Origin of the sequence: Pseudomonas sp. 18058, assembly GCF_902706155.1 — a bacterium.
Taxonomy (GTDB): Bacteria; Pseudomonadota; Gammaproteobacteria; order Pseudomonadales; family Pseudomonadaceae; genus Aquipseudomonas; species Aquipseudomonas rustica.
Genome location: NZ_CACSJY010000005.1, coordinates 138,339 through 151,949, shown reverse-complemented (window position 1 = coordinate 151,949; position 13,611 = coordinate 138,339). Strand labels below are relative to the sequence as shown.

Annotated in this window: 11 protein-coding genes; 9 read left to right on the top strand and 2 right to left on the bottom strand. The window is 59.4% G+C overall.

Features of this window, described 5'->3' with window-relative positions; genetic code table 11:
• The first annotated feature begins 154 nt into the window (after positions 1-154).
• From GVL50_RS04645 to GVL50_RS04610, 8 genes are all read left to right on the top strand, one after another.
• On the top strand, positions 155-511 hold the full coding sequence (locus GVL50_RS04645) for a glutamine amidotransferase (RefSeq protein WP_156316191.1): 357 nt from the start codon (positions 155-157) through the stop codon (positions 509-511).
• Between the two features lie 93 nt (positions 512-604).
• Complete coding sequence (locus GVL50_RS04640; RefSeq protein WP_007913846.1) at positions 605-1,963, top strand: glutamine synthetase family protein; 1,359 nt, start codon at positions 605-607, stop codon at positions 1,961-1,963.
• A gap of 56 nt (positions 1,964-2,019) precedes the next feature.
• Positions 2,020-3,384 (top strand): aspartate aminotransferase family protein, encoded by a 1,365-nt coding sequence (locus GVL50_RS04635; RefSeq protein WP_159811924.1) that lies wholly within the window; start codon positions 2,020-2,022, stop codon positions 3,382-3,384.
• A gap of 171 nt (positions 3,385-3,555) precedes the next feature.
• Positions 3,556-4,668 carry a polyamine ABC transporter substrate-binding protein gene (locus tag GVL50_RS04630; protein ID WP_053124834.1) on the top strand — a complete coding sequence of 371 codons (1,113 nt, stop codon included), beginning with the start codon at positions 3,556-3,558 and terminating at the stop codon, positions 4,666-4,668.
• A 186-nt stretch (positions 4,669-4,854) separates the two neighbouring features.
• Positions 4,855-5,952 carry a polyamine ABC transporter substrate-binding protein gene (locus GVL50_RS04625; RefSeq protein ID WP_053124832.1) on the top strand — a complete coding sequence of 366 codons (1,098 nt, stop codon included), beginning with the start codon at positions 4,855-4,857 and terminating at the stop codon, positions 5,950-5,952.
• A 66-nt stretch (positions 5,953-6,018) separates the two neighbouring features.
• Complete coding sequence (locus tag GVL50_RS04620) at positions 6,019-7,161, top strand: ABC transporter ATP-binding protein (RefSeq protein WP_008085321.1); 1,143 nt, start codon at positions 6,019-6,021, stop codon at positions 7,159-7,161.
• A gap of 35 nt (positions 7,162-7,196) precedes the next feature.
• Positions 7,197-8,078: an ABC transporter permease subunit gene (locus tag GVL50_RS04615; protein WP_172680169.1), complete on the top strand. Its 882-nt coding sequence runs from the start codon at positions 7,197-7,199 to the stop codon at positions 8,076-8,078.
• Positions 8,075-8,965, top strand: coding sequence for an ABC transporter permease subunit (locus GVL50_RS04610; protein ID WP_053124828.1), 891 nt, complete (start codon positions 8,075-8,077; stop codon positions 8,963-8,965). The genes GVL50_RS04615 and GVL50_RS04610 overlap by 4 nt, the downstream gene beginning before the upstream one ends.
• 143 nt (positions 8,966-9,108) lie before the next feature.
• Here the strand turns inward: GVL50_RS04610 and GVL50_RS04605 are convergent, their stop codons facing one another.
• Positions 9,109-9,750 (bottom strand): HD domain-containing protein, encoded by a 642-nt coding sequence (locus GVL50_RS04605; RefSeq protein ID WP_159811923.1) that lies wholly within the window; start codon positions 9,748-9,750, stop codon positions 9,109-9,111.
• Positions 9,751-10,056: 306 nt separating this feature from the next.
• Here GVL50_RS04605 and GVL50_RS04600 point away from each other — a divergent pair, with 306 nt between their 5' ends.
• A complete protein-coding gene (locus GVL50_RS04600) occupies positions 10,057-11,022 on the top strand; it encodes a GlxA family transcriptional regulator (protein ID WP_159811922.1) in 966 nt (321 codons plus the stop codon).
• 115 nt (positions 11,023-11,137) lie between these two features.
• On the opposite strand, the gene GVL50_RS04595 is transcribed toward GVL50_RS04600, so the two are convergent.
• Positions 11,138-13,549: a penicillin acylase family protein gene (locus GVL50_RS04595; RefSeq protein WP_159811921.1), complete on the bottom strand. Its 2,412-nt coding sequence runs from the start codon at positions 13,547-13,549 to the stop codon at positions 11,138-11,140.
• Positions 13,550-13,611 lie beyond the last annotated feature (62 nt).

Below are 13,611 nucleotides of genomic sequence, written 5' to 3'. Positions count from 1 at the left end.
AGGGCATTTATGGGGCACTTTTGAGACGCCGGGACGCTTGCCACCCGCGGGCTTGAGCAGGCCGTGTTGTATTTTTTACGGGGGTGTTGTGTAAAAAAATGAACAAGGCTAAGCTCGGATCAAACCCATAACAGCAATAATACCGGGGTGATTCATGTCTCGCCTGCCGTTAATCGGCATCACCGACTGCTCGCAACAGTCCGGTCTGCATGCTTATCACATCAGTGGCGACAAATCCGTCCAACGCTCCGCCAATAAGGCGCGCAGCCTGTCGACGAGGTTCTCGTCAGCAGCAGGCAAAACGGCAGCGTCCGATATTCTGGACGTACGACAAGGCACTCTGTTTATGGCGTCCCCTTCCAATATAGATCTCTTTTACTCCCAAAGCCTGTGCCGGCTGCCAAGCCGTGCTCACGATTCTGCACGCCTGAACTGTGCACAGGAAATGCAACGCCAGCGTAAAGGGCAGGTAAGCTCCTCTTTCATTGTCTATGCGCGGTGCCTGGCGTAAGCCCGCACTGCGCACAAGCAAGCCCTTTATCGCGACGCCCCGGCGTCAAACTTTGCCTGACATAGCGTCAGGAGACTCAGCCCAGAGGCATTTATGAGTAACAACCTCGACCAGCTCACCGATTGGTTGAAAGACCACAAGATCACAGAAGTCGAATGCATGATCGCCGACTTGACCGGGATCACCCGTGGCAAGATTTCGCCGACCAACAAGTTCATCGCCGAAAAAGGCATGCGCCTGCCAGAGAGCGTTCTGTTGCAGACCGTGACCGGCGATTACGTCGAAGACGACATCTATTACGAACTGCTCGACCCGGCCGACATCGACATGATCTGCCGCCCCGACCAGAACGCCGTGTACATGGTGCCGTGGGCCATCGAGCCGACCGCACAGGTGATCCACGACACCTACGACAAGCAAGGCAACCCGATCGAGCTGTCACCGCGCAACGTGCTCAAGAAAGTCCTCAAACTCTATGCCGACAAAGGCTGGCAGCCAATCGTCGCGCCGGAGATGGAGTTCTACCTAACCAAGCGCAGCGACGACCCTGACTATCCGTTGCAGCCGCCAATCGGTCGCTCGGGCCGTCCGGAAATCGGTCGTCAGTCGTTCTCCATTGAAGCGGCGAACGAATTCGACCCGCTGTTCGAAGACGTCTACGACTGGTGCGAACTGCAAGAGCTGGATCTCGACACGCTGATCCACGAAGACGGCACGGCGCAGATGGAGATCAACTTCCGTCACGGCGACGCACTGTCGCTGGCCGACCAGATTCTGGTGTTCAAACGCACCATGCGCGAGGCCGCGCTCAAGCACGACGTCGCTGCGACCTTTATGGCCAAACCGATGACGGGCGAGCCGGGCAGTGCGATGCACTTGCACCAGAGCATCATCGACATCGAAACCGGCAAAAACGTCTTCTCTAATGAAGACGGCACCATGAGCCAGCTGTTCCTGCACCATATCGGTGGTTTGCAGAAACTGATTCCTGAGCTGTTGCCGTTGTTCGCGCCGAACGTCAACTCGTTCCGCCGCTTCCTGCCGGATACCTCGGCACCGGTGAACGTGGAATGGGGCGAAGAAAACCGCACCGTGGGTCTGCGCGTACCGGATGCCGGCCCGCAGAACCGTCGCGTCGAAAACCGCCTGCCGGGCGCCGACGCTAACCCGTACCTGGCGATTGCCGCGAGCCTGCTCTGCGGTTACATCGGCATGGTCGAAGGCCTCAACCCGAGTGCGCCAGTGGTCGGACGCGGTTATGAACGCCGTAACTTACGCCTGCCGCTGACCATCGAGGATGCACTGGAGCGTATGGAAAACAGTGCAACCATCGAGAAGTACCTGGGCAAAACTTTCATCACTGGCTACGTCGCGGTCAAGCGGGCCGAGCATGAAAACTTCAAGCGTGTGATCAGTTCGTGGGAGCGCGAGTACCTGCTCTTCGCCGTCTGATACGCCGGGCGCGGCGTGCAGACGCCGCGCCTTCACCGATAACAAGGAGAATTGGCATGACCAGCAACAACCCGCAAACCCGCGAGTGGCAAGCACTCAGCAATGATCACCACCTGGCGCCGTTCAGCGACTTCAAGCAGCTGAAAGAGAAAGGTCCGCGGATCATTACCAGCGCCAAGGGCGTGTACCTGTGGGACAGCGAGGGCAACAAGATCCTCGACGGCATGGCCGGTCTGTGGTGCGTGGCCATCGGTTACGGTCGTGATGAACTGGCCGACGCCGCTGCCAAACAGATGCGTGAACTGCCGTACTACAACCTGTTCTTCCAGACCGCGCACCCGCCGGCACTGGAACTGGCCAAGTCGATCGCCGACGTGGCGCCAGAAGGCATGAACCATGTGTTCTTCACCGGTTCCGGCTCCGAAGGCAACGACACCATGCTGCGTATGGTTCGTCACTACTGGGCAATCAAAGGCCAGCCAAACAAGAAAGTCATCATCAGCCGCAAGAACGGTTATCACGGTTCGACCGTGGCCGGCGCGAGCCTCGGTGGCATGACCTATATGCACGAACAAGGCGACCTGCCGATCCCGGGCATCGTCCACATCGCGCAGCCGTACTGGTTCGCTGAAGGTGGCGATATGTCCCCGGAAGAGTTCGGTATCTGGGCGGCCAATCAGCTGGAAGAAAAGATTCTCGAAGTCGGCGTCGACAACGTCGGTGCCTTTATTGCCGAGCCGATCCAAGGCGCCGGCGGCGTGATCATTCCGCCAGACACCTACTGGCCGCGCATCAAGGAAATTCTCGCCAAGTACGACATCTTGTTCGTGGCGGACGAAGTGATCTGCGGTTTCGGCCGTACCGGTGAGTGGTTCGGTAGCGATTTCTACGACCTCAAACCCGACATGATGACCATCGCCAAAGGCCTGACCTCCGGTTACATCCCGATGGGTGGCCTGATCGTGCGCGACACCGTGGTGGCAGTGCTCAACGAAGGCGGCGATTTCAACCACGGCTTCACCTACTCCGGTCACCCGGTGGCAGCAGCGGTGGGTCTGGAAAACATCCGCATTCTGCGCGACGAAAAAATTATCGAGAACGCGCACAACGAAACGGCACCTTATTTGCAGAAACGTCTGCGGGAACTGAACGATCACCCGTTGGTGGGTGAAGTTCGCGGCGTCGGTCTGTTGGGGGCCATTGAGCTGGTGCAGGACAAGGCCACTCGCAAGCGTTACGAAGGCAAGGGCGTCGGCATGATCTGCCGTCAGTTCTGCTTTGATAACGGCCTGATCATGCGCGCTGTCGGCGACACCATGATCATCGCGCCGCCGCTGGTGATCAGCAAAGCGGAGATCGATGAACTGGTTACAAAGGCACGTAAATGCCTGGATCTGACCCTCAGTGCATTGCAGGGCTAAGTGCTAGGCTCTGAGCGGGGGAGCCGCGGCGCTCTCGCTCAAAGCTGTCAGAAAGGCTGGTCTTTTCTTGAAAGACCGCCTCGGATCTTGCCAGACTAGCCGCGGTTCCAGTTGTCCGGGTTCGGCCGCTGAACAAAGTGGTTCAAAAAAAGAAAATTTGGAGCATTACGCATGAAGGCATTAGGCAAAAAGCTCGCTGGCAAGACTCTGCTCGCCATGTCCCTGATGGGAATCATGGCGGCTGCGGCTCAGGCGGACGACAAGGTGTTGCACGTCTACAACTGGTCGGACTACATCGCTCCGGACACCATCAAGAAGTTTGAAGACGAGTCGGGCATCAAAGTCGTTTACGACGTCTTCGACAGCAACGAAACCCTCGAAGCCAAACTGCTCGCAGGCAAGTCCGGCTACGACATCGTCGTACCGTCGAACAACTTCCTCGCCAAGCAGATCAAGGCCGGTGTTTACCAGACGCTGGACAAGTCCAAGCTGCCTAACTGGAAAAACCTCAACACTGACTTGCTCAAAGCCGTGTCGGTCAGCGACCCGGGCAACGAGCACGCTTTCCCGTACATGTGGGGCTCGATCGGTATTGGCTTCAACGCCGAGAAGGTCAAGGCTGCACTGGGTGCCGACGCACCTGTCGATTCGTGGGATCTGATCTTCAAGCCGGAAAACGCGGCCAAGCTGAAATCCTGCGGCATCAGCCTGCTCGACTCGCCAACCGAGATGATTCCGGTGGCGTTGCACTACCTGGGCCTGCCAACCGACAGCCAGAAGAAAGAAGACATCGACAAGGCTGAAGCGCTGATCATGAAGGTGCGTCCTTCGATCGCGTACTTCCACTCGTCCAAGTACATCTCCGACCTGGCCAACGGCAACATCTGCGTCGCCGTCGGTTACTCGGGTGACATCTACCAGGCCAAGTCCCGCGCGGCTGAAGCCGGTGACAAGGTGAAAGTCAGCTACAACATTCCGAAAGAAGGTGCGGGCAGCTTCTACGACATGGTCGCCATCCCTAAAGATGCCGAAAACGTCGAAGGCGCCTACAAGTTCATGACCTTCCTGCAGAAGCCGGAAATCATGGCTGAAATCACCAACGCCGTACGCTTCCCGAACGGTAACGCCGCTGCAACGCCACTGGTTGATAAAGACATCACCAGCGATCCGGGCGTTTACCCACCGGCTGACGTACTGGCCAAGCTGTACGCGATCGCCGACTTGCCGGCTGCAACTCAGCGGATCATGACCCGCAGCTGGACCAAGATCAAATCCGGTAAATAAGCCGGTTTGAAGCAATAACCGCTGGCCGTCGCCCTCGCGATGGCGGCCAGCGGATCAATTAAATGACAAAAGTTTTGCTGGAACGGTTTTTCGAGGGTAAGTTGCGCGCCGGTTTTGTTGCCGGGCAGCCATGGCTGTCATGCAGCGCGGGGCAACTTGGGCCCAACTAATTTAGAGGACCTCCACTTGCCTATTTTTTCTTCTTTGCGCAATGCCCTGCTGGCCACTGCCGGCCTGACGATTGCTGTCGGTGCCCAGGCCGCCGGTACGGTGCATATTTATAACTGGTCGGACTACATCGGCGAGACGACCCTGGCTGACTTCCAGAAAGCCACCGGGATCAAACCGGTTTACGACGTGTTCGATTCCAACGAAACCCTGGAAGGCAAACTGCTGGCCGGGCGTACCGGCTACGACGTGGTCGTGCCGTCGAACCACTTCCTCGGCAAGCAGATCAAGGCGGGCGCGTTCCAGAAGCTCGACCGCTCGCAGCTGCCGAATTATTCGAATCTCGACCCGGCGCTGCTCAAGCGTCTGGAGCAGAACGATCCGGGCAACTTGTACGCCGTGCCGTACCTGTGGGGCACCAACGGCATCGGTTACAACGTCGATAAAGTGAAGGCTGTGCTGGGTGTCGACAAGATCGATTCCTGGGGCGTTTTGTTCGAACCAGAGAACATCAAGAAGCTGCAAAGCTGCGGCGTAGCGTTCCTCGATTCGGCGGATGAAATGATGCCGACCGTGCTCAACTACATGGGCCTGAACGCCAACAGCACCAATCCCAAGGACTACGAAAAAGCCACCGCCAAGCTGCTCGCGGTGCGTCCTTACGTGACCTACTTCCACTCCTCGAAATACATCGGCGACCTGGCCAACGGCGACATCTGCGTGGCCATCGGTTTCTCCGGCGATATTTTCCAGGCGAAGAACCGCGCAGCCGAAGCCAAGAAAGGCGTGAACATCGCCTACTCGGTGCCGAAAGAGGGCGGCGCGTTGTGGTTCGACATGCTGGCGATTCCGAAGGATTCGTCGAACGTGAAGGAGGCTCACGCCTTCATCAACTATTTGCTGAAACCTGAGGTGATTGCCCAGGTCAGTGATTACGTCGGTTACGCCAACCCTAATCCGGGTTCGGACAAACTGATGGAACAGTCCATCCGTACCGATGAGTCGGTGTACCCACCGCAGGCCGTTATCGACAAGGCCTACGTGTCGACCGAGTTGCCACCGAACATTCAGCGTCTGATGACCCGCAGCTGGACCAAGGTCAAGTCGGGGATGTAAGGCACACACTATCCTGGGTTCGCCTTGCGGGGCGGACTGCATTGTTTTTATCTGGGAGTTTCGTAAATGGCAGTTGCCTCCGGCGCCTATAAGAAAGCCCTCGAGGGCGACCAGACACCGAAACAGGTGTTGGTCAAAATCGACCGGGTCACGAAGAAGTTCGACGAGACGATTGCCGTGGACGATGTGTCCCTGGAAATCAAAAAGGGCGAAATCTTCGCTCTGCTCGGCGGATCGGGATCGGGCAAATCCACTCTGCTGCGGATGCTGGCAGGGTTCGAACGGCCCACGGAGGGGCGCATTTTCCTCGACGGCGTCGACATCACCGACATGCCGCCGTACGAACGTCCGATCAACATGATGTTCCAGTCGTACGCCTTGTTCCCGCACATGACCGTGGCGCAGAACATCGCCTTCGGCCTCAAGCAGGACAAGATTCCGGCGGCTGAAGTCGACGCCCGCGTGGCCGAAATGCTCAAGCTCGTGCAGATGAGCCAGTACGCCAAGCGCAAGCCGCATCAACTGTCCGGCGGTCAGCGTCAGCGTGTGGCACTGGCACGTTCGCTGGCCAAACGGCCGAAGCTGCTGTTGCTCGACGAACCGATGGGCGCACTCGACAAGAAACTGCGTTCGCAAATGCAGCTGGAACTGGTCGAGATCATCGAGCGCGTCGGTGTGACTTGCGTGATGGTGACGCACGACCAGGAAGAGGCCATGACCATGGCCGAGCGCATCGCGATCATGCACCTGGGCTGGATCGCTCAGATCGGCAGCCCGATCGACATCTACGAAACCCCGACCAGCCGTCTGGTCTGCGAATTCATCGGTAACGTCAACATCTTCGAAGGCGAAGTGATTGACGACGCCGAAGGCCACGCGACCATTACCTGCAAAGACCTCGATCGGCAGATCTACGTCGGCCACGGCATCAGCACCTCGGTGCAGGACAAATCGGTGACTTACGCGATTCGTCCGGAGAAGCTGCTGGTCACCGCCGATCAACCGACCTGCGAGTACAACTGGTCGAGCGGCAAGGTGCACGACATCGCCTATCTGGGTGGTCACTCGGTGTTCTACGTCGAGTTGCCGAGCGGCAAACTGGTGCAGTCGTTCGTGGCCAACGCCGAACGCCGTGGCGCACGTCCGACCTGGGGTGATCAGGTTTACGTGTACTGGGAAGACGACAGCGGCGTGGTACTTCGCTCATGAACATGCGCAAATTCAAACGCCGCATCAACCGAATAATCCCCAGTGGCCGGCAGTTGGTCATCGGGGTCCCGTTCATCTGGCTGTTCCTGTTCTTCATGTTGCCGTTCTTCATCGTTTTGAAGATCAGCTTCGCCGAAGCCGATGTGGCGATTCCGCCGTACACCGAGATCTACACCTTCGTTGAGCAGAAGCTGCAACTGCTGCTGAACCTGGGCAACTACGCGATGCTGGCGGGCGACGAGTTGTACATCGCCGCCTACCTCGGCTCGTTGAAGATGGCGCTGATCAGCACCGTCCTCTGCCTGTTGATCGGCTACCCGATGGCCTATGCCATCGCCACCGCCCGTAAAGAGATGCAAACGGTGCTGGTGCTGCTGATCATGATGCCGACCTGGACGGCGATCCTGATCCGCGTTTACGCGTGGATGGGCATTCTCAGCAACAACGGCCTGCTCAATGGTTTCCTGATGAGCATGGGCTTTATCGACGAGCCGCTGCAGATCCTCAACACCAACCTCGCGGTGTACATCGGTGTTGTCTATTCGTACCTGCCGTTCATGATCCTGCCGCTGTACGCCAACCTGGTGAAGCACGATCACAGCCTGCTGGAAGCCGCTTCCGACCTCGGTTCGAGCACCTTCAACAGCTTCTGGAAAATCACCATTCCGCTGTCCAAGAACGGGATTATTGCCGGCTGCATGCTGGTGTTCATCCCGGTGGTGGGCGAGTTCGTGATCCCGGAACTGCTCGGTGGTCCGGAAACCCTGATGATCGGTAAAGTGCTCTGGCAAGAGTTCTTCAACAACCGTGACTGGCCGGTGGCGTCCGCGCTGGCGGTGGTGATGCTGGCGATCCTGATTGTGCCGATCATTCTGTTCAACCGCAGTCAGGCCAAGGAAATGGAGGGTAAAGAATGAAGCGCATCCGTTTCTCCAGCCTGATGCTGGTACTGGGTTTGTTGTTCATCTACCTGCCGATGCTGATCCTCGTGATCTACTCGTTCAACGCCTCGAAACTGGTGACGGTGTGGGGCGGCTGGTCGATCAAGTGGTACGTCGGCCTGCTCGACAACACCCAACTGATGGGCTCGGTGGTGCGCTCGCTGGAAATCGCCTGCTACACGGCGGTGGCAGCGGTGGCACTGGGTACGCTGGCGGCATTCGTGCTGACCCGTATCACTCACTTCAAGGGCCGCACGCTGTTCGGCGGCTTGGTGACCGCGCCGTTGGTAATGCCCGAAGTGATCACCGGTCTGTCGCTGTTGCTGCTGTTCGTGGCCATGGCGCAGATGATCGGCTGGCCGCAGGAACGCGGCATCGTCACCATCTGGATCGCGCATACGACGTTCTGTGCGGCGTACGTGGCGGTGGTGGTGTCGGCGCGTCTGCGTGAGCTCGACCTGTCGATCGAAGAAGCGGCGATGGACCTTGGCGCGCGTCCGTGGAAGGTGTTCTTCCTGATCACCATCCCGATGATCGCGCCATCGCTGGCGGCGGGCGGCATGATGTCCTTCGCCCTGTCGCTGGACGATCTGGTATTGGCGAGCTTCGTTTCCGGCCCGGGTTCGACGACGTTGCCGATGGAAGTGTTCTCGGCGGTGCGCCTGGGCGTGAAGCCTGAGATCAACGCCGTGGCGAGTCTGATTCTGCTGGCGGTGTCGATCGTGACGTTCCTTGTCTGGTTCTTCAGCCGCCGTGCCGAAGAAGCGCGCAAGAAAGCCATCCAGCAAGCCATCGAAGAAAGCGCTGCCGATTCGTGGAAGCAACCGGACGTACGCCGCGCGCCTGCGCCGGAAGCGGCTTAAGCCGTATCGGGTTGGTCGCTTTCTCAAGACCAACCCAAATCAAAATGTGGGAGCGGGCTTGCTCGCGAAGAGGGCGTGTCAGTCGACTGAAATGTTGTCTGACCCACCGCATTCGCGAGCAAGCCCGCTCCCACATTTTTGTTCTATGCAGTCCAAGGGGATTGGCGGATGACTTCGACGAAGTTCATCGGTTTGAACCCCGGCACCTGATCCTTCAGCACATCGGTCTTCACGTTGCCAAACGTGGTCTGCGGACGATGGCGCAAGCCGTCGGCGAACGCGCAGATGATGCATTCCTTGAAACCTTCCCCACGTGGATGCGCATGCACCACCGCTTCGCGCTGCACGGTGCTGAACGCCGCGTAATCCATGCCCAGCACGTCCATCTCGACACCCGCCGTCACCAGCGCCACGGTCGGGCGCAAGTGTTTCGGCACGCCCGGCGTGGTGTGCAGGGCAATCGATAACCAGACTTGTTCGATGTCGTCATCGCTCAAACCGTACGGCTTGAGAAACGCCGCCGCCGCGTTGGCGCCGTCCACTTCAAAACGCTCGTCAGCGCTGCGATGACCTTCGACCAGACCGAGGTCGTGGAACATCGCGCCGACATAGAGCAGCTCTGGATCGTAGGCCAGTTGCTGGCGTTCACCGCTCAGCGCGCCGAACAGAAATACCCGGCGCGAGTGGTGGTAAAGCAGATCGGATTCGATGTCGCGGATGTACTCGGTGGTGGCGCGGGCGAGGGCGCTGTCGGGGATTTTGATGCCGGCGATGGTCGTGCTCATGGTGCTTTCCTTTCTGAAAGCGCCGTCGTGGCGCTGATGGGGAAAGTCTGTTCCCGACGCTGCAAGCGAACAATCGGCGCATGGCTGCGATCCTTGCCAATCCACCTGCAAATCGTGCCAACTGCCCTTCACAGGTTGGAATGCCATCCATTGTGGCGAGGGGATTTATCCCCGTTCGGCTGCGCAGCAGTCGTAAATCCAGCCATGAAGACTGCCTGACACAACGAGGTGTATGGTCTTGGGGCTGCTTCGCAACCCAACGGGGATAAATCCCCTCGCCACAGGGTTACAGGGGACTTCAAAAACATGAACAAAACCGTCGCCATCGTGGTGTTCGCAGGTGTGCAGTCGCTCGACGTCACCGGCCCCATGGATGTGTTCGCCGAGGCTAACCGTTTCCTCGCGCCGGAAGATCACTATCGGCTGGAAGTGATCGGTCTGGAAAGAACACCGATGGCCTGTTCCAACGGCTTGATCCTCAACGCCCATCGCCATTTCAGTGAAGCGCTGGACGCCTATGACCTGCTGCTGGTCGCCGGCGGGCCGCAGTTGCCGTTCATGGATTTCGGTGCGACGTTCGACACCTGGCTGCGCGACGCCTGCGCCCGTGCACAGCGTTTCGGCTCGATCTGCAACGGCGCTTTCATGCTCGCCCGCGCCGGGTTGCTGGAAGGGCGCACCGTGACCACGCACTGGAACGATGCCGAAGCCTTGGCGCAGTTGTGTCCATCGACGCAGGTGGACGCCGATCGTTTGTACGTCGAGGACGGCACGCTCTACACCTCGGCGGGGGTGACGGCGGGGATTGATCTGTCGCTGTATTTACTGGCGCGTGATCACGGTGCTGAAGTGGCGCTCAGTGTGGCGAAGCGGCTGGTGGTGTTCACTCAGCGCTCGGGCGGGCAGTCGCAGTTCAGCCCGTTCCTCACGCCGCACGCGGAGCCGACGTCGGCAGTGGCGATGGTGCAGTTGTATGTGCTGGCCAATCTGACGGGTGATCTGACCATTGCCGATCTGGCCAACGCGGCGAACATGAGCGCGCGTAATTTCTCGCGGGTGTTTGCCCGGGAAGCGAAGGTGACGCCGGCGGAGTTTGTCGAGCGGGCGCGGGTGGATGCGGCGCGGGTGATGCTGGAGAGCACGGCGGCGCCGTTGAAGACGGTGGCGTATCAGTGCGGGTTTCGCGATGCGCAGCATATGCGCGGGGTGTTCAATCGACGGTTGGGCGTGACGCCGCAGCAGTTTCGGCTGAATTTTGCGCTGATGGTTTGAAGTCTTGCGTTGCTGCTGATGGCCCTTTCGCGAGCAAGCCCGCTCCCACAGGAGTCCGCATTCAAAATGTGGGAGCGGGCTTGCTCGCGAAGAGGCCCTTCAAAACAACAAAGAACTACTGCGCAGCCCGCTTCGGCAACAGCTTCAACGTATTGTGCGTATTCGCCGTCACCTCTTCCTCGCTGAAGTGCGCCTGCACATAAATCCCATCAACATACGCCTCAGCCTGATCGTCATAGTGGCTATCAAACGGCACACCACTCTGCCCAACCGGGTTAATCGTCAGCCCATGCGCCGGATCCGCAAAATCCACCAAGCGCCGCGTCGACGGCCCATACGTCACTGGCCACGGCGCCGGACCGATCTTCGCCGAAAGATTGTTTGGCACCTCATGACTGCCCGGCGCCGCAAACGGCCCGACGTTGAAAATCCGATCCAGCGGCTTCTGCTGCCCCAACGGATGGCCATGCGTCAGCGTGTGCGCCGCGCCCCATTTCCACTCGGCAGTGTTGTCGCCGAGGTTCAGCTTCAAGTGCTGCATGCTCGCCTGCCACGCCGTGCGCACAACATCAGCGCGAGTCTCTTTGGCCGGCGTGTTGCGGTTATCCCACCACGGTGAATCAGCGTTCGCCGCCAGTCGCGGCAGCGCCGAATCAATCACCCGCGTCGACAACAGCGTGTCGAAAAAATCATTGCCCAATTCATCACGCATCGCCGCATCGGCGAGGTCGTAGAGGAACTGGCTAAACACCGTCGCACTCACCGAGTCCAGCGGATAGTCACCCGGCCACTGCGCCAGTTGCTCGACCAGTTTCAGCTGCGCTGGATCGCTCACCACTTCACGCAGCACCGGTAGCAAAGGCGCCAACACGCGCGGGCCGTAACCGGTCGCCGTGCCGAGTTGCAGTTTCTGATTGGCCTCGTTCGTCCACTTAATGTTCTTGTCGCTGAGCTGACGATTGAGCTGCTGCCCACGATCGGCGAGGTTGTAGTAACCGGGAATCTCCATACCCGTCGGCGACAGCGGCTGGAAGTTGGCCGAGACGATGTAGCCGCGTGCCGGGTTCTCTTCCTGCGGGTTGGCGCTGAACGGGTAGTAACCGTCCTTGTCCGCCTGATTGCTGCTGCCGTCGAGAATGAATTCCGGCCTTACCCCGGCCGGGCGCTTGGGCAGCAACGCCGACGCCCACCAGGCGATATCACCCTTGGCGTTGGCGTAAACCAGGTTCAGCCCCGGCGCCTGCACTTTTGCGGCAGCCGCGCGGGCCTTGGCCAACGTGTCGGCACGGTTGAGCTGATAGAAACCTTCGAGGATCGGGTTCGGCGTTTCGAGGAACGCCCACCACATCGCGATCGGCGTCTTGCCCGCTGCAGTGCCGAGCGCGTCGTTGACGATCGGGCCGTGGGGCGATTGGCGCAGGGTGAGGGTCACCGGCGATTGGCCCTTGACGTTGATCTGCTGATCGCTGACGACCATGTCCGTCCACTGGCCGCGATACCAGACCTGATTGGCATTGTCCGGATTGACCTTCTCGGCGATCAGATCCAGATCGTCGTTCTGGAACATGGTCAGGCTCCAGCCGAAATCGAGGTTGTGCCCCAGAAACGCAAACGGCACCAGCGCCTGATGATGGCCGTACAGCTCAAAACCCGGCGCCGACAATTGCGCCTCGTACCACACCGAGGGCACCGAGAAACGAATGTGCGGGTCTCCGGCCAGCAGCGGTTTGCCGCTCTGGCTGCGGCTGCCGGCAATCACCCAGGCGTTGCTGCCTTCGAACTGCGGCAAGCCGTTGTCGATCAGTGCTTGTTCGCTGAGACGGGCGAGGGCGTTGAGGTCTTTCCAGTCACCGGCGGCGAGGGTCGGCGTCGATGTGCTGTGGCCTTTGGCGAGCACGCCTTTGGGCTGCCAGTCGAGATCGAAGACGTTGAGGTAATCAGCGCCGAGTTGATCGCGCACATAGGTCAGCAGCGGCTCGGTACGAAACGCGGCGGCAAAGCTGTAAGCCATGTAACCGGCGACGCTGATGCTGTCTTCAGCGGTGAACGGCCGTTTCGGGATGCCCAGCACGTCGAACTCGATCGGCGCGGCGTGGGTGTCCTGATACTGGTTGATGCCATCCAGGTACGCTTGCAGGGCCTTCCACGACGGCGACTGTTTATCGAGGCTGGCGACATAGCTGGCAGCGCGCTCACGGATGCGCAGGCTGCGGAACAGTTTGTCGGTGTCGAGCAGTTTTGGCCCGAGCACCTCGGCCAGTTCGCCACGGGCGAGGCGGCGCATGGCTTCCATCTGGAACAGACGATCTTGCGCATGCACATAACCGAGGGCGCGGTAGAGGTCGGTTTCATTTTCGGCGCGGATGTGCGGCACGCCGCGCTCGTCGTAGCGCACGGTCACCGAACCCTGCAGGTTGCGCAGTTCGACCTGACCCTGTCGCGTCGGTTGTTTGCTGTAGACATACCAGCCGGCGCCGGCGAGCAGAACAACGATGAGCAGGGCCAGTACGGTGAACACGCGCTTCATGGTGACTCCTTGTGCTTGCGGGATTGCCGCCCGTCGGGCTGCAAACAATTAGCACAGTCCAT

What these genes read in the sequence shown, in the direction of transcription:
- GVL50_RS04645 (WP_156316191.1), top strand. Translation starts at nt 155, where the DNA reads ATGTCTCGCCTGCCGTTAATCGGCATCACCGACTGCTCGCAACAGTCC.
- GVL50_RS04640 (WP_007913846.1), top strand. Translation starts at nt 605, where the DNA reads ATGAGTAACAACCTCGACCAGCTCACCGATTGGTTGAAAGACCACAAG.
- GVL50_RS04635 (WP_159811924.1), top strand. Translation starts at nt 2,020, where the DNA reads ATGACCAGCAACAACCCGCAAACCCGCGAGTGGCAAGCACTCAGCAAT.
- GVL50_RS04630 (WP_053124834.1), top strand. Translation starts at nt 3,556, where the DNA reads ATGAAGGCATTAGGCAAAAAGCTCGCTGGCAAGACTCTGCTCGCCATG.
- GVL50_RS04620 (WP_008085321.1), top strand. Translation starts at nt 6,019, where the DNA reads ATGGCAGTTGCCTCCGGCGCCTATAAGAAAGCCCTCGAGGGCGACCAG.
- GVL50_RS04610 (WP_053124828.1), top strand. Translation starts at nt 8,075, where the DNA reads ATGAAGCGCATCCGTTTCTCCAGCCTGATGCTGGTACTGGGTTTGTTG.
- GVL50_RS04605 (WP_159811923.1), bottom strand. Translation starts at nt 9,750, where the DNA reads ATGAGCACGACCATCGCCGGCATCAAAATCCCCGACAGCGCCCTCGCC.
- GVL50_RS04600 (WP_159811922.1), top strand. Translation starts at nt 10,057, where the DNA reads ATGAACAAAACCGTCGCCATCGTGGTGTTCGCAGGTGTGCAGTCGCTC.
- GVL50_RS04595 (WP_159811921.1), bottom strand. Translation starts at nt 13,549, where the DNA reads ATGAAGCGCGTGTTCACCGTACTGGCCCTGCTCATCGTTGTTCTGCTC.